We start from the raw sequence: 24091 nt of genomic DNA, 5'->3' as shown, positions 1-24091 counted from the left end.
CCCAGCTGAGGCTCATTCCTAGTTTTTCTGAAACGTCTTCTGGCTTTAGCAATTTGTTTGACATGGGAAGCCTCTTTTGCCTAATGGAGCTGGTCATAAGGCTATAATACTAAAACGCATTAGATAGTCAATACGTTTTCGCATTAGGAGGGGTGAGCCTAGCTTGTGGAGGAGCTGAGATATGGGTTTGGGAAGTTACAATTTGATCCTAGCTTCGATAGCTACCGCCAATATGTGACATTTATTGTCTAATGAAATCAGTGGGTAGGCTGGGTTAAGTGGTTTCAAATACTGCCGACCACTCTCTTCTATCAACATGCGGAGCGTTGGCGTCGGGCTGTCAGGGAGTTCGACAAGGACCAGCTTGCCAGGCACCGCCTGTAGACCTGTGTCTAATAGCACAAGAGTCCTCTCAGGTAGGCTAGGAGAGACCCCGATCGGCGCTGCCATGGCATCACCACACATCTTGAGCCAAAAAGCTATTCCGATCTTTAAGTAATCACTTGATTCACATTGATTTTTATCGCCAGGTGTAGGTGCTTTCTGCCGTTTAGCTTGTGTAGCTTCGGACCAGGTGAGAATTGGGTACGACCAAAACCGTGGGTGAGGGGGCGCTCTGTTATGTCGTGCAGATACGGCTGAGGCAGATGCTGCCGCTCCTATCATCGGCATTCCCGTGTCCGACAACCCGAATAGACCCTGGCCTCCACCGCCATGGGCAAGAAAACTAGCAGTAGTCCCTAACGAGGCTGCTAACTTCTCTAAATTATTGATTCTTGGAGAATTGCTTACACCCTTGAGTATGCGATGTATGGTTGGCTGTGGCACCTTGGAGCGCCGTGCCAATTCATTTTCACCAATTCCCTGCTCTTCCATGAGATGGCGTAGCCTCTCTCCGATCGTTTTTGCTGTACTCATACAAGGCTGCCTTTCTATGTGGTAACTTTATCAATACGCAAATGTATTGATTTTTCAGTCCTTCGTCCATGCCAACAGTCAGATTTGCAGTCAAATGCCTAGGGTTGATAACAGAAGACCAGCTTCCGCTGGATGACGACAGAGCAGCCAGCCAGGGGGTAGGGAAAGATTAGTACGTATTGGTAAGGGGCTATATGCCAAAGCGCGCCAAAACCGTATCACGGGTAAGCCAATGATTGCGGCGCCCGGTGGCTTTGATCAAGTCGCCAAAGAGGCATTGAATCGCCTAGGGGTTCAGTGGGAGCCAGCCAGTGCAGAAAAGTCTTATCAGGCGGGACGCACGCAAATTCCCGCGCGAGTGATGCTCAAAGTGACAGGCCCGTTTCATCGACAGCCAGATTGCCTACGGGAAATATCGCTTGGGTATTGAGCGTGCTTCTGCATGAACATCGATCCGGGGTTGTTATTGAGCGAAAAGCTATCCAAAAAGGGCAGCCCCTGAATTCTATCCAGCCGAGCCACGCTTGCAGTCTCAAATGCCGCCCTGTGCGGCTTTTTATGCCGCAATCTAATGAACTTTGAACCTAACTCACGGGATAATCGCGGCCATATGGCCGCGATGCCGACACCGATACTTAAGGCCCTGATATGGCTCCCGTTCCCTCCGTTACCCGACCAAGCGGCTTGGGGGTATCTACTGTCCGAACGAGCAACTCAAGCCAACCTGGAGACAGTCGCTACGCTCTCTAAATTCAGTGGTTTGCGGCTGGGCGACTCCCCGGAATCCATTGCGTCGGGCGACGCACTCGATGAGTTTGTCGGTGCCTACATTGAAGACTGTGGTGCAGGGAATAATAGCGTGGAACGAACCTATCTGCCTCTGGTAGCTATAGTGCAAGAAGGTGGGGGTAACCTGTTTTCATGCAGCTCCATGCAATAACCGGTAAGATTAAATCTTAATATTGTTTCGGAGTTTTGCTTTGGATTTTCGCATAGTTACCTCTATCGATTTCAAAAATCATAGTTGGCATGAGCCTGATAATTTTGAGTTCGCTAGTTGCTGGCACTTGATACCCCTTTATGGCCCCGAAGCACAAGCTGCTTCAGTAGATATGCCGTTAGCAATTACCCAAGGTCGTTTTGGCTGGAAATTGGTTGCGGTATGTGGGTTGCGCCCTCATCAAAACGCTTTTGTTCAACAGGGCGCTTGGACTGCTAATTATCAGCCTGTTTTTTTGACGCATTATCCATTCGCAGCAGGTGAAGATGTTGACGGGAAAGCGGGACTTGTTTTCGATGTAGATAGCGGTTTGCTAGACGAAAAAAACGGAGGGTTTCCTTTTTTTTCGCCGAGCCATGATTTAGTAGGGAAGTCGGCAAATCGTTTGGAAGACGTACGCCCTTATATAGCCCTACGGGAAGAAACAAGAAAGCTTCTCTCGATCTTGGCTGATGCTGGGGCTGTTAGACCATGGCCTGCCGACTTGCAGCATCAGTTCGGCATCGCCATTCCCGAGCTATATATCCTCGATATCGAGACGGTTAAGCGTTTGGATAAGACAACACCTCTAGTAGGGAGGAATGCCGAGCCACTTGCGACGTTTCTTCGGCAATCACTCAATCAAGTACCTCAGTTAGCTGATCGAGCTAGCTGCTAACATGTCTGAGTGCTATTTACTGCATTGTTAAAGAGCAGGCGAAAAAACACCATTCTTGAATTGAGCAATGGTGTTATTCATTGGGTGCGATGGTTGGCAGATTCGGCGCGTTTCCCTTGCCAAATACACGTGCCTGGGGCAATGTCTCCAAGCCAAATAATTTATCGATCTGCACCAAGTAATTAAGATACTCTTTTAATTGGTGTACCTGTGTTACATCGTTGCTTGTGATCAAGTACCCCCTGTTTTCGGGAACCCATACCGATTTTTGACCTTTTCTCCGCGCATAGAGCGCACCCTCTTGATGCGTAATCTCCTCAATCCAGCGCTGCTGTAAGCGGTTCACATCCTGTTGGTGGTGTTCGGCGGTAACGCCGTTGTAGAACAGAAACAGGTGCGCGTGAAAACGTCTCAGTGGAGCGTCTTCGATCTTCCATAGGTGCCCCACCAGGTCATCTTTCCACATTGGGTTGCGGTGTCGGGCGTGTAACAAGGCGTTCAGATCCTCCCGTAGGCGTGAATACGTGGCTTTGAGCATGGTCGCGTCATTGAATACGTTGTAGCCCAGGTCCAGGTGCAGCACATACAGCGATGGATAGGCCTCCAACAAAACCTCCACATAGTTAAGCAGAGAGCGACGGTTACGATTGTGATTGGTTTGGTTTTGCTTGATAGCACGTCTGAAGGTATGGCTTCGTATAGCCTGCTGGTAGTAGTCAAATCCCTCCTCTAAATGTTTATCAATGTCGTGGCGTAAGGTATTGATATTCAGACCAGGGTCGAAAACCTCCCTTTGTTGAAGAAGCTCCTCTCGGTAACGCAGCATGAATGTCTTATAGGCTGCAAAGAAATGTTCAAGGCGGGGCGACAGCTGCTTGGCGGACGAGGTTGACGTCTCCATCACGTCGGCTAAGTCCTGCCATGCATACACTAATTTCCGTAGCTCATCGCTTGGTACAACCCTTATCGAGTGCCTGCTTTCGATAGGCGATAATTGATAGTTGGGTGCTTGCCGCCAGTGACTATGGGTAACTGCTAGTTGTTCGGCGTTGAGCAGCTGCTGGAGGTGATCAGGTTCGCTGGTCCGCATGCTCTGACGTTCATACTCCCCGTTGTTCATATAGGTCATCTCAAGGGGGCCATCCGAGGTAAGGCGGTGAAGCTCCTCTCTCTCCGCCGGGTTGAAAGTAGGTTTGAGGGGGCGGGCCATCGCCAGTGCTCCAGGGGTTGTTTAATAAGTGGGTCAAAACTAATATGTTGATCAGCTTAGCCGCTCAGCGCGGCCATCGCAAGTGCTTAAATTCACCCCTTGCTGACGAGAAAGCCCTATGAACGAACTTGATTTCGGATTTGACTTTGACAGATATACCGGTGAATGCGGTCCGCCAACGGAATACACGCTAGATGGCTTACCAGCCACCGGGAGCGTTACGAGTTTTCGTACTAGCAACGAGATCCCATCATTTAAACGTGCTATTTCCGCTCGCAAGCTCCAACAGCCTCAGCCAAACGCTAAGCTAGAGATCAGCGGATACAGCAAGCAAGAGGGCGTTTTGCAGCAGCTTTATACGCATTACGAACTTATATCTGAGCCGACTGGCCAGTTGCTGTTGATCGACAAGAGCAACGGTGCGGTATTGCCTGCTGATCCTGCGTATCTGGTTGGTATTATCCAGCGGTTGGCCCACGATCACGGAGTTACCATCTCAGGAGGGATGATCAAGACGGCGGTGCGGATTATGCGTGCCCGTGGCACAGATAGACAGCTGGACATTTCAATGGGGCCGGTGGGCTATGCACCCAATGGTCAGTATCAAGTGATAGGCCACCTAGGGTATTGGGGCTATTGGCCAAAAAGGAGAGAGGCGTCGTGGTTGGAAACGCCCGCTATCCCGACGCTATGGCCCACCAAAAGCTTATTCTCCCCGTTTTCCTCACGCCAAGTTAATGCACCACATACGTTAAATATGCTCCTCAATTCACTCCCCTTGGATCAGGATGATCACCTTCTACTCGTTACCTGGATGGTGCTGGCGATGATGCCTTATAAACGGCAGGTGCTGCTGGAACTCATCGGCGCACCGGAAAACGGTAAGAGCACGTTGCTGTTGATTATGAAAGAGTTGATCAATCCCAGTACCGAATCACTAATTCAGGAGACACCACGGAACCTCCAGCGCGTCAGACAGCTGGCGAAAGAACATTACCTGATTAGCTTGGATAACGTATCGTCGCTCTCTCTTCCGGCACAGCACGCTTTGAGCCACGTGATGGCGGGGATGAGTGTTGATTGGGGGCAATCCAAGGAGTTTTCCACGCCGCTTTTGACGCGGCGTCCGGTGGCGCTTAATGCCGAGAAGAGCGTTATTACGGAGCCTACGCTAAAGCGTCAAACCTTGACGTTGCAGCTCGATGCTAAACACCCTCTCACAAGTGATTGGATAAATAGGCCAAGTAATCAAAATCATCTTTTTCCTAATTCGTTTGCGGCGTTACTGCAGCTGCTAGGTGAAGTTCACGCGATGGAGGGCTTGGTGATATTGAGTGGTCCAATCTCATCTGGGTGGGAAGATTTTTATCGCATCGGTGTGATTGTGGCGCGTTTTCTTGGTAGAGACGATCAGGCATTCAGCAGGGCCTTTCAAAGCCTCCAGGCGATTGAGTGGCAGGACGCGGTGGACGAAAGCCCTGTGGCGACAGCGTTGATGCGCTACATCAAAGCTCATGGTGAGGACAGCTACACACACTCCGTCAAAGATTGGCTGGAGGTGCTGGATTCACATTGCCCTGACTCGCCCCCGTACCGTTCTCGTTGGCCGGAGACCCCCAATGCCCTTGGGGCTGAGTTTGGTCGGTGTAAGAAGCTGGTAGCTTACTTCGGGCTACGGTTAGAGTCGCTGGGCAAGCGTGGATCACGCTGCCTTTGGCAGCTATCGAAAATGGATGATTCGGAACAATCCGCACCTGTTTCTGCGCACATTCGGTGGACCCCTTTAAAATGCTTTTGAGAGCTTAAGGGAGCCTAAGCCACCTAGACAAGACGACAACTGAGTTAATATGTTTTTCATTTCTGCTCTTCTCAAGGGCTTTTTTTCGCTTTTTTGGCCAATGTGCTGTCATTTTGTCGTCAGGTAAGTTTCCTGCTATGTTGCACTACCCATCGTCGAATCAACGTCATGCCTGGACCTTTCGGATAGCGCCGCCCCTGTAACCACTCCTCCAGGGTGCGGCACGGCACCCCCAGCTCTTCAGCCATCTGGACTTGAGTAATCCCTCGCTGCTTACGCACGGCAGCAGCATCGCGGATTATTCGGCGCTTGGGTTCATCCTGCTCCATGGCGGCTAATCGTAATTGATCGGAGTCTAATGATGCCGGCAGGTAGGTCTGTGATTGGGGTTGAGGTGGTGTGTTCGAACCAGCAGCACTGGTTATCGACGCGGTAGGGTGTTGCCAAGGGTATCGTGCCATCAGAACTCTCCTGTATACCAAAAGGAAAGGCCCGCGTTGACGGGCCTATATCATGGTAGCGCAGGTGCTACTTATTACTTGTCAGTAGCCCCCTGTGGCGCAGACCATAGGCTTTGGTATGCGCCTTGCAGAAATAGCTCATCCGATAGAACGCTTCAGAAAGCTGGGCGTATCCATCCTTGGGTTGTAGGCGGTAAAAAGTAAAACCAATCTTTTTCTTTGTACATTGCACCCTTTTTGCGGCTTCTTTGGGTGAGATCTCCAACGCACTGGCCCAAGCTTCAGCAATGCGCCAGAAATTGTTTTTACCCTCGTATTCCCTACTCCCCATATTTTGGAAGGCATTACAGTTCAGAAGCAACATGACGTGAAAATGGGGGCGCTGGCTGTTGGTGCCAATTTCACGGGCAATAATGTGGCGAACCGGGCACTTATGTTTCACGTCGTTTCGCTTCAAGTGTGAATCGATCTTGCTCTGAAACGAGGATAAAAACCGTCGAATTACCTTATTGGTCTCGGCGTCGTCTGGCAGTGTAAGCCCCAGCGGCAATTGCAGGTCAAAGCGTAGTACCAATACCCGCCTGTGTGCATCTATGGCTTTTTTAAAAACTTCATACCCATCTTCGAGGTAGTCTCTCAGTAGGGGACCTTTATCGGTCATGACATTTAGCTCAATGTGATCATCGGTAATGAAGATTGGCTCGTAATGGAGGGTGTGGTTGCGATTGGCTTTTAAGCGCTTTGGTTTGTGGATCATGATGATAAGTCTCGCTGACGATTAGGAAAAAGTGAGCTGATGAAGCTCACGGCTATCGCCACGATTCATTGGCAGAGGAACCATTACCCGCCTCGAATAAGCACCTTGAAAAGATAACCATCAAGGATAATTTAGCGTTGCTAGTATCCCGAATTGACGGCTTCCCATGAGTGAGCTTGCTACGCGCTCATCGTTGCTTACTCGCGCTGTATTACTCCTTCGGAGATACGCTTAGTTCGATGTTCCTATATATACTAACGGACCCCTAAAAATCAGTAAGATACGTCAAGAGGGCTAGGCCGGGATTCGTTGCCTTAAACGCAGTCTGTACCCTTGCTTGTCTGGGTTTTAAAGCTACGTCAGCTACTCTCACCGGAAATGAACTCGTGGCATCAGATAGCCACGCCGTGTAAAGAATTACACCCTGTCTAATTACTCCGGCACTTGCCGCCGGAGGCCGTCATTCCCCACTTTTTTACGTTGCTGCCGGATACATACTATGTACACATCGAGTGCAACTTTCTCATTCGATTCAAAAAAATCTCAGCCACATACTACCTCCATGAAGCTATCAGGAATGGCTTGATACGCATCCATTCGCTGTCCATGGAGGAAAATTATCATGACGATCCATTGTCCCAATTGTGGTTCACCACACGTTATATCCCGCAATGTTGGAAGAAAGGTCGGCGGTACCACGGGAGCGGCTGCCGGTGCGGCCTCTGGGGCAGCCGGTGCTCTTAGCGGTGCCAAAGCAGGAGCGCTGGTCGGCGCAATGGTCGGGCCCGCGGGCATTACGATTGGTGGCCTGTCCGGTGCTGTATTTGGTGGGTTATTAGGCGGCACAACCTTTGGTGTTGCCGGTGCCAAGCTGGGCCATGAGATTGATCAAAAAATGCTCGATAACTACGCCTGCTGTGCCTGTGAATGCACTTTTCGTCCCCACGCTGAGTAACCGCCTATCAGCGGCCCTTTCTAACGCTTAATTCGTTCACTACCTCTACCCGCGTCCGCTTGCCCGCCTTATTCAGGGCGGGCCGTTATGCCGTGCGCGCTTATTAATATCGAAAAATCTTAAGGAGTTTGTAATGGCTCATCTCGTTGAACAAATGGCTTACTTGGGCGACACCCCTTGGCATGGCCTGGGGCAGCAACTGTCGCGCCATCAACCGCTGGAAGTCTGGCAACAACAGGCCGGTATGAACTGGCACATCGAAGAAGCCCCGGTGCGCTTTATTGCCGAGGGCGCAAGCCACCTGGGCAGCATCCATTCTTTCCCCGAACAGAAGGTGCTCTACCGCTCGGATAACAAGGCCCCGCTGTCGGTGGTGTCGCAGCGCTACAAGGTGGTGCAGCCCGAGGAAATCCTTGAGTTTTACCGTGACCTGACCGAGTACGCCGGTTACGAGCTGGAAACCGCCGGTGTGCTCAAGGGCGGTCGCAAGTTCTGGGCCCTGGCACGCAGCGGTTTGAGCACCTCGCTGAAAGGTCAGGATGAGGTGAATGACTACCTACTGCTGGCTACCTCATGCGATGGGACACTGGCGACCATGGCCACGCCGACCACGGTGCGGGTGGTGTGCAACAATACGCTGCAGATTGCCGTGGATGGAACGTCGCAGGCAGTCAAGGTGCCGCACCGTTCTGAGTTCGACCCGCGTGCGGTGAAACGTCAGTTGGGGATATCCGTTTCCCAGTGGAACGACTTCATGTACCGCATGAAGGCCCTGTCGGAACGCAAGATCGACCACCGTGAAGCGCAGCAGTACCTCCAGTCGGTGCTCTGCGGCGCTGAGAAGCCAATAGACGACCCCTCCAAGCTGCCCAATTACCGAGCGCTCAATAAGGTTCAGAAGCTTTACCACGGCGAAGGGCGCGGTTCGCACCTGGTAACGGCCAAGGATACCGCCTGGGGGTTGCTCAATGCCGTGACGGAGTATGTCGACCACGAGAAACGGGCACGCAGCAATGATACCCGCATGGACTCGGCGTGGTTCGGCCAGGGGGCGCAGCTCAAGCAGGAAGCCCTGGACGCGGCCTTAGCGCTGGTTGCATAGCACGCCAGCCTGGACGCTTTTCTCCAACAATTTGTCTTCATTCACATAAACCCTATCCCCACGGCATAGACGCCCGGCCCCTCAAAGGCCGGGCGTTTTGCTATGGGGCCAATATGACGAGGTACCGACATGACCTTCGTATCCAACACCGTCGAAACCGGGCTGACCCGACTGACCGAAGCCCTGCTGGCCAAGCAGGCCCACTACGCCGACACGGTGGTCTGTGCCCAGGGCAAATTCTACCGGGCGGAAGTCCGCCTGGAGCCCATTGACCCCGAGGCGCTGGCCGAGCACATGGCTGACTAACCCGATACCGAGAGAGACACCACTTCTCGCCCTGATTTTCTGTTGATCAATTTCTGGAGGTGCCCCATGGCACAGCGACACCCTACAACCCAGCCATCATCCACGTCCCCATCACCCACCTTGGTTAATAACGCCGAATCAGTGGGCGTGCCTGCGTCGGTTGAGGCCCACCCAACCGCTGACAGTACCGCGATCATTCAGGTGATCGAGCGGGCCGCGCTTAACCCGGACGTCGATATCGACAAGATGGAGCGCTTGCTACAAATGCAGGAACGCGTCATGGATCGCCAGGCAATGATGGCCTACAGCGCCGCCATGGCGGCCATGCAGACCGAGCTGCCCAGCATTGAGGAGCGAGGACAAACCAATAACGGCTTCTACGCCACCCTGGAGGATATCGTCGATACCGTACGCCCCATCCTGCAGAAGCACGGCTTTGCGGTGAGCTTTCGTATTCAGACGCAGGAGCGCGGTATTCAGATCACCGGCGTACTAATGCACAAGGACGGCCATCGCGAGGAAACCAGCATGCTGTTACCGGCGGATATTAGCGGCAACAAGAATGCGGTGCAGGCGTTTGGTTCCTCTACCAGCTATGGCAAGCGCTACGTGCTGTGCGCACTGCTCAACATCACCACACGTGGCCAGGACGATAACGGTAACGCCAGCACCAAAGCGGGTATTAAGACAGTCACCGCTTTTCAAGCGGGGCAGATCCAGCGGCTGATTAGCCAATGTCCGGCCACAACGCAGGAGTGGTTCAGCGGCAAGTACGGGTCTGCCGTTCAGGTGCCCTACAGCGATTTTGACAAGCTACGGGCATCCCTCACCAAGCGAGCCGTTAAGTAACCCGCGTTCTAACACACAAAGTAAAGGAGGCGACCATGCAGATCCTCAATATGCCGCAAGGCTCTCCTGAGTGGCTGGCGGCACGCTTAGGGCGCGTCACCATGTCGGAGCTGAAGACGTTGCTGGTTAAGGGTAAAGGTCCTGGTGGATTAGGTGCCGGGGCCATTACCTACATGCACCAGTTGATGGGTGAGCGGATGACCGGTGAATTGGCCGAGCCGTTTCAGGGCAATGCCCATACGCGGCGGGGCCACGAGCTGGAAGGCGTGGCACGCGAGCTTTACCGAAACACCACTGGCGAGCCAGAACCGCAGGAAGTGGGCCTTATCCTCAACCACGGTGTTGGCTATTCGCCCGACAGCCTGGTCGGTGCAAATGGGCTGCTGGAGATCAAAACCAAGCTGCCCAAATTCCAGATCGAGGTGCTGCTGAAAGGAGAAATACCGGAGGAACATGTACCACAGTGCCAGGGAGGGCTTTGGGTCAGCGAGCGGGAATGGATCGACTTCGTGAGCTACTGGCCGGGTATGCCGCTATTCATCAAACGCGCCTACCGCGATGACATCATGATCCGCACCATTGCCGAGCGCGTCGAGGCCTTCCACGAAGAAATGGAGCGGCGCATTAGTCAAGTGATGGTGGCATGAGCCAAACTCATCATCGACGAACCACAAATCACATATCGACATAGACGCCGGGGCCACCACCCCGGCGTTTTCTTTTTAGGAGTCAACCATGACGCACTCGAAACTAAAAGCGGGGGAAGTGGCGGGTACCTATCACGTTACCTCGCCCGTCACTGAAACCGATATTATCACCATGGCCAAGCGCTTTGCGCGCCGCAAGCTGGCCAAAGGCCGCAAGATCACCCAACCCTCGCAAGCCTTTGAGCACCTGCAATTATTGCTGCAAGACTACGAGCATGAGGTGTTCAGCGTCTTATTCCTGGATAGCCAGCACCGCGTTATCCGTTTTGAAGAGCTTTTTCGTGGCACCATCGACACCGCAAGCGTTTACCCACGCGAAGTGCTGAAAGCCGCGCTGGCCTATAACGCCGCTGCCGTCATTCTGGTGCATAACCACCCCAGTGGTGACCCTGAACCCAGCGATTCAGATAGGCGAATCACTGAGCGCCTGAAGGAAGCCCTGGGGCTGATGGAGATCAAGGTGATTGATCATGTAGTGGTGGGAAGCGATGGGTGTAAGTCATTTGCTGAGATAGGGTATTTGTAACTGATTAACTCTAAATCTGGCGCCGCTCCTGGGGAGCGGTCCCCCTCCGATTGAGCTGTTTTTTTTGGCTAATATTCATAGCCGACAAGAAGCCTTTTACCTGTTCTGGGGCGTTATCTCGAACGCCATATTTACCGCCATCGGCCGAGTCGTTGATAACACTCGTGTTCCGGTAGCCAGGCTCCCGCTTCCAGCATCGTTTCCAAAGCATCGGCCAGCTGGCATGGAGCAAGAAGCGCATGGGCTTCCAGTTCATCCAGGATCCAAAGTACACCACGAACCTCTAGCTGGCTTTTCTGACCTGATTTCCTGAGCGCACCGTCATTGGTCAACAGTGTCCAGCCCCTTTCTTTTGCAAGAAAATAGCAGGAGACATCCGCAAGCGAGGTGTTACCCAATGTTTGGCGTAGCGTAAAAAGCGTTGCTACCTCATCGCCATTGAATGCTTCAACCGCAAGCCCCAGGCGTGTTAGTTCTTTACCAGGTGGCTTTTTCAGCTCTCGCCACACAAAGTCGGTGGTTACGAACTGGTGAGGTAGAGAAAACACGGTTTCAAGCAGGCCGCTGTGGTTTAGGTCAATCCAGATATTGGTATCAGTGACAAGAATTTTCGCGGGCATGCTCACTGTCACCTGCCTGTCCGTTTGCCATAATCTCCTCGATCTCGCCGAGGCTTACACTGAGCAACTCCGCCGCTCTTGAAGGAGTAACCAGCCCTTCAGCCAGCGCCCTGTAAACCAATTGTTTCAGGCGATAGGATTTTTCAGGCTCTTGTCGACCAGGTTCATTTTTTCGATAACCCTGCATCGACCATAGGCGAAAAGTGTTCTGATAGAAGCTCGAACTAACGATAGCCAGGTCATATAACCGACGCAAAGTGGCTTGAATAGAAATACCCCACTCCTCCTTGGCCAGAAGGAACTCCTGGAATAGTACCCGTTTGCGGTGCTCACCAAAGGTAGCGCGCACTTGATTTGCAGGGAAAAGAAACGCCCCAGCAAAGCGGTGGCACCAGTTTTCTTCATCCCGAGTGCCATGAAGCTCCTCAGGCAGTGACATCACCAAATGTCCTAGCTCATGGGCGAGATTAAAACGCTGGCGTTCACCAGGACGCTCAGTATTACTGACAATAACGGCATCCGCGCCATCGTTGACGAGGGCGCAAAGCCCATCAAATTTCTCGTTGGCCTGAAGACTGACGACTTTAATGCCGTTTTCTTCCAGGGTTTCAGTCAGATTGGCGATAGGGTTTAGCCCAAGCTGCCATTCTTCGCGGAGTTTATTAGCTGCCTGTTCAACCTCATCGATATTGGATACGGAAAAACGCTGATGCCATTTGGAAAATTCATCAGGTGATTGGCCGGTTTGGAAAAGGCTCTCTGCCGCTAAATAGCGCTCAAGGTGCTCACGCACTTGCTCCTTGACGGCTTCTTGCTGGCGTTTTCCGAAGGCAGAGTGCTTACGGAAGTCTACTTTTCCCAGCTCTACTGAGTCTGAACGGAAAAAATACTCAGGGTTAACCCCAAGCGCGTCCGCCAGTTGGATCAAGCGAGTCGAATTGGGCGCGTCCTTGCCCTGTTCATATTTCGACAGAGCTTGCTTGGTTATGCCCCCCAGCAGATCGGCTAACTGCTGCAAGGTCATATTCTTGAGGACACGCGCACGATGTATACGATCATGCAGCATGACTTACTACCTTATTGTAAGGTGGATTAAGTTGACAATATGGTGATTGGGTTTAAACCTGTCAACCTAGCATGTAGATTTAGACATAGGGACACTACATGTGGTGGTTTTCTTATTAGAAAACTACTACGAGGGAATCAAGGAAGATGAAATGAAGGAAGGATTCCCAACCAAGGCGGGACCCTTGGCCGGTAGGACGCAAAAGATCAGGACTTAGCATGGCGGCTCTGCTCTCTTGGTGAGTTGCCATATTCGACGTGAGCGTTCATTTCAGGGCATTTTGCCACCCCGATGAAAATCATCCTACAGTAGCCTCTCACTTCCCAACACAAGGTTACCCCACGTGAGAAAGCAACATACGCCAGAACAGTGGCAGGACTTACAACATTCTGGACAGGAATAAATGGGTGCTTCACTCCGACTCGAAATAAAGATACAGGGGGTGGGATGACAAGGCGGTATTCAGGTGCTGGTCCTTGAGGGTGCAAGGCACTTCCAAGCCCAAGCTGAAGTTAGAATCTGGGTGCCGTCCATGCCATACCTACTGCCGTTATGGAGGTCATATTTTGGCCCAGCTCAGGGGATGAATTCCACACCCAGCATAGAAGAGCCTTTTCTTGTTTCGTTAAGCATCGTCTTTCTTATTTTCTAGCGTAAAAGGTCTGCTCGCTTTGTATTTTTTTCTTAAATCGTCCACCGGCCTTGTCTGGCCATCTTCGTCGATATATCGCCAGAACGTCCAGCCATTGACGCGGCGATAAGGCAGGCCGTCATCGGGTTTGCCCGATACGGTAGCGCGGACAACACCGCCAGCGATTGACAGTGATGTATGGCGTTTGCCGTTCATTAGCACGAAGCCGTCCGAGTCAATCTCGGCGCGAAAATCCTTGCCCCTAAAGTTCACATGAATGGGAAAGGTGGGTTTGATTATACCGGCCTCGATCAGAGCGGCGAGCTTGATCCGTTTATCACTCATACTGCGCCTCCGTGACCGGAAACACGCTGCACAATCGCACGGATTGACTGTTTCCACTGGGGCGCATCCTGATTGGCCCTGGCGCGGCATTCAATCATGAGCTGGCGCAGCAATCCGGGCATATCGGCCAGCCGTTCACTGCCAGATGCAAGAAAGTTCCCGAAGTCGCCAAGGGTCAGTGGCACAATATCGAGAGATATTTTGCTGTCATCTGACAGATACCAGTCACCGGAACGGAAGGTATGGGCTGTATTGCTATCAATCTGTACGGCGATAAACAGACCATAGACAGGTTTTGTCGATGTTTCGGTGTATTGCGCAACATGACGGCGAACTGGCTCGCCCTCGGCGGCCTCCTGCCGTGATGAGGTGGTTAGAGTTACTTCCACCACGATAATGGCATCCTCGAATTCAAAAACCATATCAGGCCCGCCGCCGGGGGCGCAATTTACCGGTAGGAAGTCCTGGTCGATCTGGAAGCGCCGGGCTTCCCAAGGCGGATTGCAAAGGCTGTCCATAGCAAGGAATGCGCGCCATATAGCCCATTCTAGATAGACCGGGCCCTCCCCGCGTGGAATTGTGACCCTATTGCCGTCCGGCAAAGTGGCGCTGCCACGAGTCGGTATGGCTTCAAGCCATGCCATGATTTCATCCAGTTCATCTGCTTGCCGGTCAGCATATTCCTGTTCGTCGAGCTGCAAGAGCATAGCGTCTAGCTCGTGCCGGAACTGTTCAAGATCGGGCAAAGGCGTATCGGCTGCAGGCGCCTCTACCTGAACGCCACGATCCTGGAGCTGCTCTACAAGATCTTGCACCACGGTATTGGAAGATTCGGCGTTATCAGTAGGTAATTCCGCACCTTGCCAGAGCGCATAAAAATAAGGCTTGTTATCGAGCGTGGTTTCTTCCTCATCAAGCAACAAGGCGGCAAGCTGCGCGCGAGGCTGGGAAAGGGCTATGCCGCGCCCTGCGGTGCGGAAAAGGCCAGTGGCTTTCAAATAACGGAAAGAAAGGTCGGCATAATCATCGAGCGTACTGGTCTGGCGGTCGATCTCGGCGGCTATATCTTCGTAAAATCTGCGGTCATAGGCGCGGACATTTCCTCGTGCCTCATCGCGCCCCTGTCGAAAATTTACGATCTTCCTTACGGTGTTATTGATGCCATTTGCCGGGGTCGAAGTTTGCACGAAGAGGGCAAACTCCTGAAAGGAAAGTGTCGCGACGTGTCCGCCTTCGGCTAGGCCCTGCATCACGCGTAGAGTGAAGCGCAGCGGAGAAAAACTATCGCCGGTATATTGCTTCTCGATCGGCGAGGGAATGCGATAGCTCGCAAGCGAGCGCAGAAAGCATTCCTGTTGCGCGGTGATGATTTCGGAATGCGCAAGACGGTAGCCGTTTGGCGTGATTTCATAGGGACGGCCAGAAAGCTGTTCAATATCTTCGGTCGAAGCGGCTAAGACTGGATCTGTCGTGCCGCTGTGAATACCTCTCGTGAGCTGCGGAGTGATAAAGCCCAGCTGCGAAAGCGCTGCCCGCCATTTACGCCCAAGATCAGATGCGTCCTTACCCTCGGTTACTCGGGGAGCATTGAGTATGCCTTCGTCATGCAATAGATAGGCAAAGGTGTTTTCCTGAGCCCGGCCCGATATGTTGCCGTTTAACGGCGAGCCTTGCAAAACTCGCAAGGCATCGCGGAGGCGGTAGGGTGTGCGAACAGTTGTATTGCCAATATGCCAGAGCATCATCAATAGCCTACAAATAGATATTCTTGTACTTCGTTCTTTGTATCGTTGCTTTGGTTAGCGAAGCTGTATCGATAATCAATGTCAATCACCTCGACATGCCGTTTGTATTTGGACATGAGCGATATGATCTCCTCGCGGGTTGGCTGCGAGTTTGACGAATACGACACAAGTAAAATGCTGTCTTTTAGGCGTCGAAATAGCTTGTCGAAAGCATCTATAGCTCCAAAGCGTGTGCTAAACGGAGTCGGGTAGTTTTTGAATTTCTTCGTCTTAGTATGCCATTGCATGTCTACATCTTCCCAGTTCCGGGCCAGTCCTTCTACGAAATGATAACGCCGGACGTATTCATTATCGGAAAGTGGGCTGTAATAAGGAGGATCAATATAGACAAGATCGGCTTTGTATCGAGTCGTCATGGCATCACCATGACGCGCACGGTTCTTTTTGCCGTTGTCAAAGACGGCAGCATTTATCAGCTTGGCTGCATTTCGTATTTGCTCTTCCATGCTCATACGAAGGTCAGCGCGGCCATCATCGTAACGCAACCCGGTATAGGTGAATATGCCCCGCGCACGCTTTTTAAGGCATGCCCGAATGAGCGCCGACATGGCTACAGCTCGCTTTTCGCTATTGGGTAATTTGCAAATGTTGGAGCGCACCAAGTCTATGATGGCATTTTCCTCATCGGTGTAATAAAGCCCTTCAAAAGTTTCCTGTACAAAGCGACTCGCCTTTGGATTAGGTGAAAAAAGCTTGTCGATTTCCTTTTCAGTGAGGGTGTGGCCGTTATTCTCGACCATGGCTTTTGAGAACGTAGCGCTCATGGCCATGTAGTCATTAGTGAACACCTGTTTTCCCATCGTCTTGAACAGATAGCCTACTACGCCGGAGCCAGAGAATAGATCTAGGGCTGAATCAAATTCAAACTGAGAGGCTACGTCTTGAATATAGGGCAAAAGCTTCTCTTTTGACCCCATGAAGCGGGTGGATGGGTACGCAAATACCTTTTTATTCAACGGGGCAGGCACTTCACGGATAGCGAAACGTGGATATGGTTGTACGTTGACAATTACGTCCTCGGCAGTGCGGCTCCCGGCTTTTGAACTTATATTGCGACGGGTGTTAACAACTTCTATTTCGTAAGGTTCGTACAGTTCATGAACAAGCGGATGGTTGGAGTTTGTCAAGATAACATGGCAACCTAACCTTTGAAGGCGGGCGACTTCCTCAGCTAGTTCGCGGTGATCTTCTTCATAGAATTGCTCTTTGGTGTACCGCTTGAAGTCGGCGTATTTCGATACTGGTAAATAGGGAGGATCGAGGAAAATAAAATCGCCACGTTTTGCCTTTTGGGCGAGTACATCCCTATAATCGCCACAGATAATCTCTACATTCTTGAGCGCCTCTGATGCGGCCCGCAAAGTTTCTGGTTGGCAAAAGCTGGGACTTTTATATCGGCCATAAGGAACATTGAACTCACCTTTCTTATTGACACGATAGAGGCCATTAAAACAAGTACGATTCAGGTATATGGTGCGAGCAGCTGCATATTCCTTTTCTAGCTCCTCAGCACGCAACGCCCGAACTGCGTAAAAGTCCGTTTCATCGTTTTTAAAGCTTGCAAGGTGCTCTATGACTTGCTCCACATTGTTGGCAAGACATTTATAGACGTTAACCAATTCAGGATTTGAATCGGCGATGACACCAGTACGTGGCTGCATGGCGAAGAACATAGCGCCCCCGCCGATAAATGGCTCAATATACTGGCCATAGCTGGATGGTGCCTTGGCCCTGAGCTCAGCGAGAAGCTGCGTTTTGCCGCCCGCCCATTTGAGGAAAGGCTTTGCCTGAATCGTTTTGGCTACAGCCTTTGTTGCTACACACTTCATCAATTTGATTCCTGAAATTTTGGATCAAATTTGATCCAATTCACCGCGCTTGTCAATAGTCATTCATGTATTTCGATGGTTTGTAATCAGTCTGTAATGAAGTTGGGCTTCTCTGCGGTGGCTAGCTGTTCTAGTCTTTGCAAAAACCTATTGGTGGCATACCCCTCCTCATGATTCTATATCTACGCAATGTGGGGAGTAGATTGGGGAGTATATCTTAAAATATTTGTTTTATTTATTATAAATATTTGTTTTTGTTGACTAATTTTTAATTTATCAATATTCAGATTCATTTCGAGTAACTGGTCAATGTTCAGGTCTTCAATGCGCATGGAATGTGGCCTCCGGCTGTTGGCTTTGGTGGTCAGGGGCGCGTGGGTCGATCAGTGCCCGTAACGGAGTGTCGACGAACCAGGTTTTCCAGCGTCCGATGCTTGCTCATGGAGGTGACGTGGGTGACCTCGTATTGAAAATTGTGAAATTACTTCAGGGAAAAATTTATCGGAGTGGCAGAACGCCTTGGAATGAACGCTTACTATCCAATAGGCATCTATACCAAGAATTACGCTTTCTTTCTCGCATGTTTTTAATGCTAATGCGAAGCAAGCTCATTGAAAAAAGCGGGGTTGTCCTGAATCGTCGCCAGCACCTTAGCGGCTAGTCCCGTAGGGTTACGGCGCTTGGTTTCCCAGCTTTTGATGGTATCAACACTGGTACCCATAGCTTTAGCAAATTCCGTCTGAGATACATGGAGCTTAGAGCGAATGGCTTTTACATCGGCCACCTCATGACGTGTGATGCGGCTGGCCTGCGCCTTACCTTGTTTGATCTCAACGGCTTCCTGCAGTGATGATTGCAGTTCGTCAAAAATGCTCATTTGGAAACCTCCCCCTTCAGTTGGTGGGTCAGTGCTTTCAATGTGGCCTTTTCAGCGGGAGTTAAGCTGTCCTTTACGCTCTTGGGGTAGGCCAGTATCAGGTAGATTCTCTCTGCTGTTGCCAAAAAATAGATAACCCTGGCACCGCCACTCTTGCCTTGGTTACCCAAAGCCATGCGTATTTTGCGCAGTCCTCCCGTGCCCTGGATCAGGTCACCTTTGTCGGGTTGCGCAATCAGGATGCGCTGCAGCTCCTTTAATTCGTCGTCTGTCGCAATGGCATGGATCTGGCGTGTGAACGTCGGGGTTTCGATAAATTCAATCGCATGACTCACGTAAGGGCACTTCCTTTAGCCAATGCGTTTTTTAGTGTACACTGTACATGCATGGTTATCAATTATCGACCTTATCTTGCTGTAGCTGTCAGTGATTAGGTTGCCACATGGTTGTTATTTGGCTGCTAACAGGGTGAAAACCATGTTATTGGTGTAAACTATGGAAATCCTTAACTCATTGAAAATCAGTGTTTCCGCATTGCAGGCGCGATCCCAAAGTTAGTTTGGTTGCACTCATAATCCCTTGGTCGTCCGTTCAAGTCGGACTGGGCCCACCAATTATCAATGACTTACGCGCCAAAATTCCCTCCCTCGATGTACTTTTTCCCGCAAAGTGTCAACCAAGTGTCAACCGAAGATCTTCGGGCCGAACGTGATCGTTTCTTTTAGGTGGTCAGGTGCCAAGTGGGAATATCTCATGGTCATTTGTATGGATTGATGGCCGAGTATCTTTTGCAATGTTAATAAGTTGCCACCGTTCATAATGAAATGGCTGGCAAAGGTGTGTCTGAGAACATGGGTTCGCTGCCCTTTAGGCAGGTTGATGTCTGTATTTTTGATGGCATTGGTAAAGGCTTGGTAAGCATCGCTTGGGAATAGACGCCCGACCTCTGGGCCGTGAGCCTTGAGGCGTTGATAGAGGTCGTCAGCAAGGGTACCGACCGGCTGCGCCCGTTCTTGGTATCCACGTAGGTAACGCGACCGTCTCTTACCAACTCTGAACGGAGGTATTGGGCTTCGCTCCATTCATCAATGGAATTGCTTCTTTCAGAAGTGGAATGGACCTGGGGTTAACGTTTTTTGTCTGGTGTGACTAGAGCGCAATTAGCCCGTTGTGGACATTTTTAGTTACCAGCGCCATCCGTTCTCAGCAGCGTATGCTGTTAAGTATGGCTAGCATAATTACATTCCGTGCGACTTTACCTAAACCGAAAATTGAGAGCCTTTTTTGGTTCAATGTCTGGGCTATTAGGATGAGGTTACCATCCTTCTGCAATGAGACCTTAATGATTTGACCAGTAGTGCAAGGTCTCTTGAATGGCGATGGTCGGAGAGCTGCGCTGCAAGAGAAGGTCGCTCTGGTCTCTTGCCTCCTGAGGTGTCATTCCGAAGTGAGTCTTGAAGGCGCGCTGGAATTGTCTCTCGTTAGAAAACCCCCAGCGAAACGCTACCTGACTTACCGGCTGCTGAGGCTGATTTCGCATGTCCCTTAGTGACGACTCCAAACGCCGATAGCAAACATAATCACTGACGCCCGGCTTGCCGAAGGCCCGATATAAGGTAGTGCGAGAGATGTTGAAGGCTTCTATCAACATGGCAGGACCGAGCGAGGGATCCGTCAAGTGGCGATCAATGAATGCATGTAGCCTCTGTTTCAAGCTGTTGGCGGATGGAGCAAGACTCGCCTTACTGTATTCCGCAGGATCGATGCCCGAGGCAAGTAGGGTGCGAGTCGATGGCTGCAAGCGAGGCACGTCACATTGTCTCAACTCGGGCAGTATCGCGCAGAGCTGCTTCAGATGTGCTGAGATCAGTTGGGTCAATGGTAGTTCACGACGTAGCAGAGTGCCATGCAGATTGGTCTCGTTGACGTCGAAGCCGAGATCATATCTCGGCATGATCAAGGTGAGGCTCTCCATCGGGCTCGCCTTCAGGTCGATTTGCTGCCGGGTGTCGAGAAAACTGATGTCTCCAGGCCTTGCCTGTATCAGCGTGTCGCCGCAATACCCCTCTAGGTAACCGCTTTCATACAACTGGATGAAATAATAGTTAAGTCCTTCACTTGGAGCGGTCGACGCTTCACGAAAAAAGCGGTGGCGATTGCAGCGAATCGTGCCGAACATCCAATCCCCAAACAGGTAGGAGTCGATTTCGCCCTCCAGGGTCTCGCTTCGATACGGATCAACGTGAAAGAAGGGAGCGGATATATCTCGCCAAGCTTTTGATTTGTATTCTTTCTTTAGGCCATGTGTGGTGAATTGAACGTGAGGTAATGGCTGCTCCATATACCCTGTTTTGTTGTGTCGTTGTTGTCGCTGCACGTTACCTCCCGTTTTACATTTTGGCGTCGGGCACTCGCCTGATCATTTTAGCGGTGCAGCGGTTGCCAAGTTCGTTAAGGACAAATTGGCGTTATGTATGGAACAGACTGTCGCGCTGAGTGCGATCTAAGTCACTAGAATGACCTAATTAGTAAAATTGTAAAGCCATGTAACATTTAACACGCTCCAACGCAGGGAGCCTCGCTTCGAGGAGTGATACAACAATGAGCAGGGCAATAACCCGCCGCCACCTATTGTCGCTCGCGGTGGCCTCATTACTGGTTACACCGACGGCGTCAGCAACCAGCCTGATGCAGGCTCATGAGGCGGCAATGCAGAACGATCCTCAGTTCCAAGTGGACTTCTACGGCAAGCTGGCAACTGACGAGCGCTATGACCAGGCTCGCGCGGCGCTTTTGCCGCAAATATCGGCCAATGCCAGCTATACCGATACGTCGCAGAGTATTGTCAGCACCGATAATGAAGTGTTTGACAGCGGCAGTACCAGCTTTCCCACCACCGTCTATGGTATCTCCCTTGAGCAATCGGTTTACGACTACTCGCGCTGGGCCGCCTTTCGTCAGGCCGACACAGAAACCCAGCAAGCTGCTTCAGAGCTTGAGGTAGCCCGCCAGGATCTGGTGCTGCGAGTTGCCGAACGCTATTTTGATGCTTTGGCCCTCTATGAGAATTTGACCTTCCTGCAGGCAGAAAAGGAGGAAGTTGCCACTAATCTCACAGAGGCTCGGGCGCGATACGAGGATGGTCTTTCTCGTGAGGTGGATCTGCTCGACGCCGAATCGCGGCTGCTACAGGTGGAATCGCGTGAGCTGGAGGTCGAAAATTCGCTGCGTGATGCCTTGAACGGCCTGGAAGAGGTTACCGGTTCCTTGCCGGACCGCCTCAAGCCGGTGCGTGATGACCTCAATCTGGAGCGTCCCGACCCTGATGACCAAGATGAGTGGACGCGGCTGGGGCTGGAGCGCAACCCACGACTGCAGGCCGCCGAATTGGCAATGGAAGTTGCCAACCAGGAAGTGCGGGTGCGGCGTGGTGGTCACTTGCCGACGCTGGGGCTGACAGTCAGCTATGAGAACGACGATACCGAGGGCTCGTTGTTCGGCGGCGGTAGCCAAGTGGAAACCCAGATTGCGCGCCTCGATCTGAATATTCCCATCTATAGCGGCGGCATGGTCTCGTCTCAGGTGCGTGAGGGGGAGCAACTGATCGAGGTAAGCCGCTCTCGACATGACCAGGTGCGTCGCCAGCTCAACCGCGAGGTGCGCGCCGGCTATCAGGGGATTCTCACCGCGATGTCTCGTGAGCGGGCACTTAGTGAATCGCTGCGTACCAGCCAGCGAATCGTCGAATCGCGTCAAGTGGGGTATGAATCCGGCGTGACGCCGCTGCTAGACCTGCTCGACGCCGAACGCGAGCTGTTCTTCGCCCGTAGCGAACTGGCGGGGGCTCGCTACGACTACCTGCTTGGCGTGCTGCGCCTGCGGCATGCCGCTGGGGTAATCAACGCAGACGATCTGCAGCAGATCGATGCCCTACTGGATGAACCTGTTGATGTCTTTGCTAGCCAACTTTCCAGTTTCTGACGCCTCGCATGCGGCGACATATCGACATCTGGCGCTGATGCGTGAGTTTGCTGAAGCACTTGGCCATGGGCATTTCGAGGAGCGCTCGGACAAGTGGCGGCCAGCGCAGTGGTCGTCGGCACGTCGCTTAGTCGGTATTCCACTGCAGCAGCTTGATATGTCGCAACTGCAGAAGAGATTGCCGACGTTACTCGAGTCGCTCGGCATGCCGTCACGCGATCAGGGCAACTTTCTCGCCGCCTCGCAGTGTGGGCAACGTCCTCACTACCTTCACCTGGGTGTCGAGGAACAACGTTGCAAGGTGTATTGGGAGACGCCAATGCCCAGCGCTCCCCCGACGCAGCGTTTTTCACTCTACCGCGCCTGGAAATGGCAGGCCGGCGAGCCGGCGGCTGACTGCTCTGACTATGTGCTGGCCTGTTCGGCGGAGGAGGCGCGCCGCTGGATCAATGACCAGCTCAAGGATATGCCAGAGCCACTCGGCGACCTGGTCGAACATCTTGAGATCCAGTTTGCTTTGAAGCAGGTTTCCTGGCCGCCGATCAGCGTGCGGATTGAGGAGCATCGCCTTGGCCAGGCAACGCCCCGCCACTCTATCAACCTGCACGTTCACGCCGCGCAGATGCCGCTGGGGCGTATCGCCGGTCCACTCTTCGGCCTCGCCAGGCACTGGCAGTTGGGCCCTCGAATGCTGGTTCAGCGTTGGCTGGGTCGATACGGCGATAAGCTGCTGAGCAATATTTCACTAGGGGTGGATCATCTAGGCCGGCCCTTCTTCACCTGCTACTACGGCGGCCATGTCGCCAAACGTCCCAACCAGGAGTACTAATCCCAATGGCAACGCAACTTCTTATCTATCGCAACGTACAGCCGATCACCCGCGATAAGCATGGCGAGCTGTCACTCAAGGTTAGCCAGGACTTCGGTTTCGCCGCCGAGGTCAATTCGGTACCGCTGATGGCCGGCGAGTTTCCTGCTGCCGCCACGGATCTGCCGATTGTCTTTACTGACACCGACGACGGCGTGCTGCCGGTGGCGGTGCTGGGGTTGGCTCAGGACAGCAATCTGATGGTCGATGAAGAGGGTCAGTGGCGCGGTGAGTACGTGCCTGCCTTCCTGCGCCGCTATCCGTTCGTGTTTGCCTCAAGCGAAGAGGGCAAGACCTTCACTCTGTGCATCGATGACACCTACTCGGGCATCAACGCTGAAGGCAAGGGCGAGCGTTTCTTCGATAGTGACGGCCAGCGCACTCAGTATCTCGAGCGGGTGCTCAGCTTCCTGCAGGATTATCAGGCGCACTTTCAGCGCACCCGCGCCTTTGGCAAGCGGCTGCTGGAGCTCGATCTGCTCGAGGACGTCCAGGCCCAGGTGCGGCAGGGCGAGGGTGGTTCTCGCACCCTGACAGGGTTCAAGGCGGTCAATCGCAGCAAGCTCAAGGCGATCGAAGAGAATGCCCTCAAGGCCATGCTGGCCAATGATGAGCTGGAGCTGCTGTATATCCACCTGCAGTCGATGCGCAATTTCAATCGTCTCAGCCGTCTGGCCCGCGGCGGTGAGCGCGTCGGCGCCCAGTCCAAAGGTGACCCTGCCGACCAGGCTGTTGCCAGCGATGCTGACGATACGGCACCGGTTCACTAACGGTGGGACAGCTACTCGCTTCACGCTATTGAGTTTCCCCGCTACCCAGTGC

General features: G+C 52.4%; 24 protein-coding genes. 11 read left to right on the top strand and 13 right to left on the bottom strand.

Going from position 1 to position 24091, the window contains the following annotated elements:
• Nucleotides 1-195 precede the first annotated feature (195 nt).
• The gene (locus BMX75_RS14535) at nt 196-918 is read right to left on the bottom strand and encodes a helix-turn-helix domain-containing protein (protein ID WP_092829121.1); all 723 of its coding nucleotides are present in this window, start codon (nt 916-918) and stop codon (nt 196-198) included.
• A gap of 980 nt (nt 919-1898) precedes the next feature.
• Between BMX75_RS14535 and BMX75_RS14525 the strand changes: the two genes are divergently transcribed.
• A complete protein-coding gene (locus tag BMX75_RS14525; protein WP_175474749.1) occupies nt 1899-2576 on the top strand; it encodes a SapC family protein in 678 nt (225 codons plus the stop codon).
• 73 nt (nt 2577-2649) lie between these two features.
• On the opposite strand, the gene BMX75_RS14520 is transcribed toward BMX75_RS14525, so the two are convergent.
• A complete protein-coding gene (locus tag BMX75_RS14520; RefSeq protein WP_092829115.1) occupies nt 2650-3786 on the bottom strand; it encodes a YagK/YfjJ domain-containing protein in 1137 nt (378 codons plus the stop codon).
• Nucleotides 3787-3904: 118 nt separating this feature from the next.
• Here BMX75_RS14520 and BMX75_RS14515 point away from each other — a divergent pair, with 118 nt between their 5' ends.
• Nucleotides 3905-5584: a hypothetical protein gene (locus tag BMX75_RS14515; protein ID WP_092829113.1), complete on the top strand. Its 1680-nt coding sequence runs from the start codon at nt 3905-3907 to the stop codon at nt 5582-5584.
• A 119-nt stretch (nt 5585-5703) separates the two neighbouring features.
• Here the strand turns inward: BMX75_RS14515 and BMX75_RS18420 are convergent, their stop codons facing one another.
• Nucleotides 5704-5913: a helix-turn-helix domain-containing protein gene (locus BMX75_RS18420; protein WP_422822075.1), complete on the bottom strand. Its 210-nt coding sequence runs from the start codon at nt 5911-5913 to the stop codon at nt 5704-5706.
• 199 nt (nt 5914-6112) lie between these two features.
• Entirely contained in the window at nt 6113-6802 is a 690-nt protein-coding gene (locus BMX75_RS14505) for a YagK/YfjJ domain-containing protein (RefSeq protein ID WP_092829109.1), read from the bottom strand.
• Nucleotides 6803-7424: 622 nt separating this feature from the next.
• On the opposite strand from BMX75_RS14505, the gene BMX75_RS18260 reads away from it, so the two are divergent.
• From BMX75_RS18260 to radC, 6 genes are all read left to right on the top strand, one after another.
• Nucleotides 7425-7757: a hypothetical protein gene (locus tag BMX75_RS18260; protein ID WP_092829107.1), complete on the top strand. Its 333-nt coding sequence runs from the start codon at nt 7425-7427 to the stop codon at nt 7755-7757.
• A gap of 133 nt (nt 7758-7890) precedes the next feature.
• Nucleotides 7891-8859 (top strand): DUF932 domain-containing protein, encoded by a 969-nt coding sequence (locus BMX75_RS14495; protein ID WP_092829105.1) that lies wholly within the window; start codon nt 7891-7893, stop codon nt 8857-8859.
• A 129-nt stretch (nt 8860-8988) separates the two neighbouring features.
• A complete protein-coding gene (locus tag BMX75_RS18095) occupies nt 8989-9165 on the top strand; it encodes a hypothetical protein (protein WP_175474748.1) in 177 nt (58 codons plus the stop codon).
• A 66-nt stretch (nt 9166-9231) separates the two neighbouring features.
• A complete protein-coding gene (locus BMX75_RS14490) occupies nt 9232-10014 on the top strand; it encodes an ERF family protein (protein ID WP_245748574.1) in 783 nt (260 codons plus the stop codon).
• A gap of 35 nt (nt 10015-10049) precedes the next feature.
• The gene (locus tag BMX75_RS14485; RefSeq protein ID WP_092829103.1) at nt 10050-10661 is read left to right on the top strand and encodes a lambda exonuclease family protein; all 612 of its coding nucleotides are present in this window, start codon (nt 10050-10052) and stop codon (nt 10659-10661) included.
• An 88-nt stretch (nt 10662-10749) separates the two neighbouring features.
• Nucleotides 10750-11247, top strand: coding sequence for a RadC family protein (gene radC / locus BMX75_RS14480; protein WP_092829101.1), 498 nt, complete (start codon nt 10750-10752; stop codon nt 11245-11247).
• A gap of 131 nt (nt 11248-11378) precedes the next feature.
• Here radC and BMX75_RS14475 read toward each other — a convergent pair whose 3' ends face one another.
• From BMX75_RS14475 to BMX75_RS14435, 9 genes are all read right to left on the bottom strand, one after another.
• Nucleotides 11379-11867 carry a PIN domain-containing protein gene (locus BMX75_RS14475; RefSeq protein WP_092829099.1) on the bottom strand — a complete coding sequence of 163 codons (489 nt, stop codon included), beginning with the start codon at nt 11865-11867 and terminating at the stop codon, nt 11379-11381.
• Entirely contained in the window at nt 11842-12933 is a 1092-nt protein-coding gene (locus BMX75_RS14470; protein WP_092829097.1) for a helix-turn-helix domain-containing protein, read from the bottom strand. Before BMX75_RS14470 ends, BMX75_RS14475 begins: the two co-directional genes overlap by 26 nt.
• A gap of 625 nt (nt 12934-13558) precedes the next feature.
• A complete protein-coding gene (locus BMX75_RS14465; protein ID WP_092829095.1) occupies nt 13559-13909 on the bottom strand; it encodes a restriction system modified-DNA reader domain-containing protein in 351 nt (116 codons plus the stop codon).
• On the bottom strand, nt 13906-15651 hold the full coding sequence (locus BMX75_RS14460; protein WP_175474747.1) for an AlwI family type II restriction endonuclease: 1746 nt from the start codon (nt 15649-15651) through the stop codon (nt 13906-13908). Before BMX75_RS14460 ends, BMX75_RS14465 begins: the two co-directional genes overlap by 4 nt.
• 2 nt (nt 15652-15653) lie before the next feature.
• The gene (locus BMX75_RS14455; RefSeq protein ID WP_092829091.1) at nt 15654-17543 is read right to left on the bottom strand and encodes a Dam family site-specific DNA-(adenine-N6)-methyltransferase; all 1890 of its coding nucleotides are present in this window, start codon (nt 17541-17543) and stop codon (nt 15654-15656) included.
• Between the two features lie 592 nt (nt 17544-18135).
• A complete protein-coding gene (gene nadS / locus BMX75_RS14450; RefSeq protein WP_092829089.1) occupies nt 18136-18420 on the bottom strand; it encodes a NadS family protein in 285 nt (94 codons plus the stop codon).
• Complete coding sequence (locus BMX75_RS14445; protein WP_092829087.1) at nt 18417-18755, bottom strand: type II toxin-antitoxin system RelE/ParE family toxin; 339 nt, start codon at nt 18753-18755, stop codon at nt 18417-18419. The genes nadS and BMX75_RS14445 overlap by 4 nt, the downstream gene beginning before the upstream one ends.
• A 348-nt stretch (nt 18756-19103) precedes the next feature.
• Entirely contained in the window at nt 19104-19502 is a 399-nt protein-coding gene (locus BMX75_RS14440; RefSeq protein WP_245748571.1) for a tyrosine-type recombinase/integrase, read from the bottom strand.
• A gap of 257 nt (nt 19503-19759) precedes the next feature.
• Nucleotides 19760-20797 carry a helix-turn-helix domain-containing protein gene (locus BMX75_RS14435; protein WP_092829085.1) on the bottom strand — a complete coding sequence of 346 codons (1038 nt, stop codon included), beginning with the start codon at nt 20795-20797 and terminating at the stop codon, nt 19760-19762.
• Nucleotides 20798-21021: 224 nt separating this feature from the next.
• Between BMX75_RS14435 and BMX75_RS14430 the strand changes: the two genes are divergently transcribed.
• Genes BMX75_RS14430 through BMX75_RS14420 form a run of 3 tightly spaced genes read left to right on the top strand, consistent with a single transcriptional unit; the run spans nt 21022 to nt 24039 of the window.
• The gene (locus BMX75_RS14430) at nt 21022-22401 is read left to right on the top strand and encodes a TolC family outer membrane protein (protein WP_092829082.1); all 1380 of its coding nucleotides are present in this window, start codon (nt 21022-21024) and stop codon (nt 22399-22401) included.
• Nucleotides 22370-23230 carry a hypothetical protein gene (locus BMX75_RS14425; protein ID WP_139197170.1) on the top strand — a complete coding sequence of 287 codons (861 nt, stop codon included), beginning with the start codon at nt 22370-22372 and terminating at the stop codon, nt 23228-23230. The genes BMX75_RS14430 and BMX75_RS14425 overlap by 32 nt, the downstream gene beginning before the upstream one ends.
• Nucleotides 23231-23235: 5 nt before the next feature.
• Nucleotides 23236-24039, top strand: a complete 804-nt coding sequence (locus BMX75_RS14420; protein WP_092829078.1) for a SapC family protein — start codon at nt 23236-23238, stop codon at nt 24037-24039.
• Nucleotides 24040-24091: the final 52 nt, after the last annotated feature.

This window comes from Vreelandella subterranea (assembly GCF_900111305.1).
Lineage (GTDB): Bacteria > Pseudomonadota > Gammaproteobacteria > Pseudomonadales > Halomonadaceae > Vreelandella > Vreelandella subterranea.
Note: the sequence above shows the minus strand (reverse complement) of the source record. Positions and strands in the feature narration are given on the sequence as shown.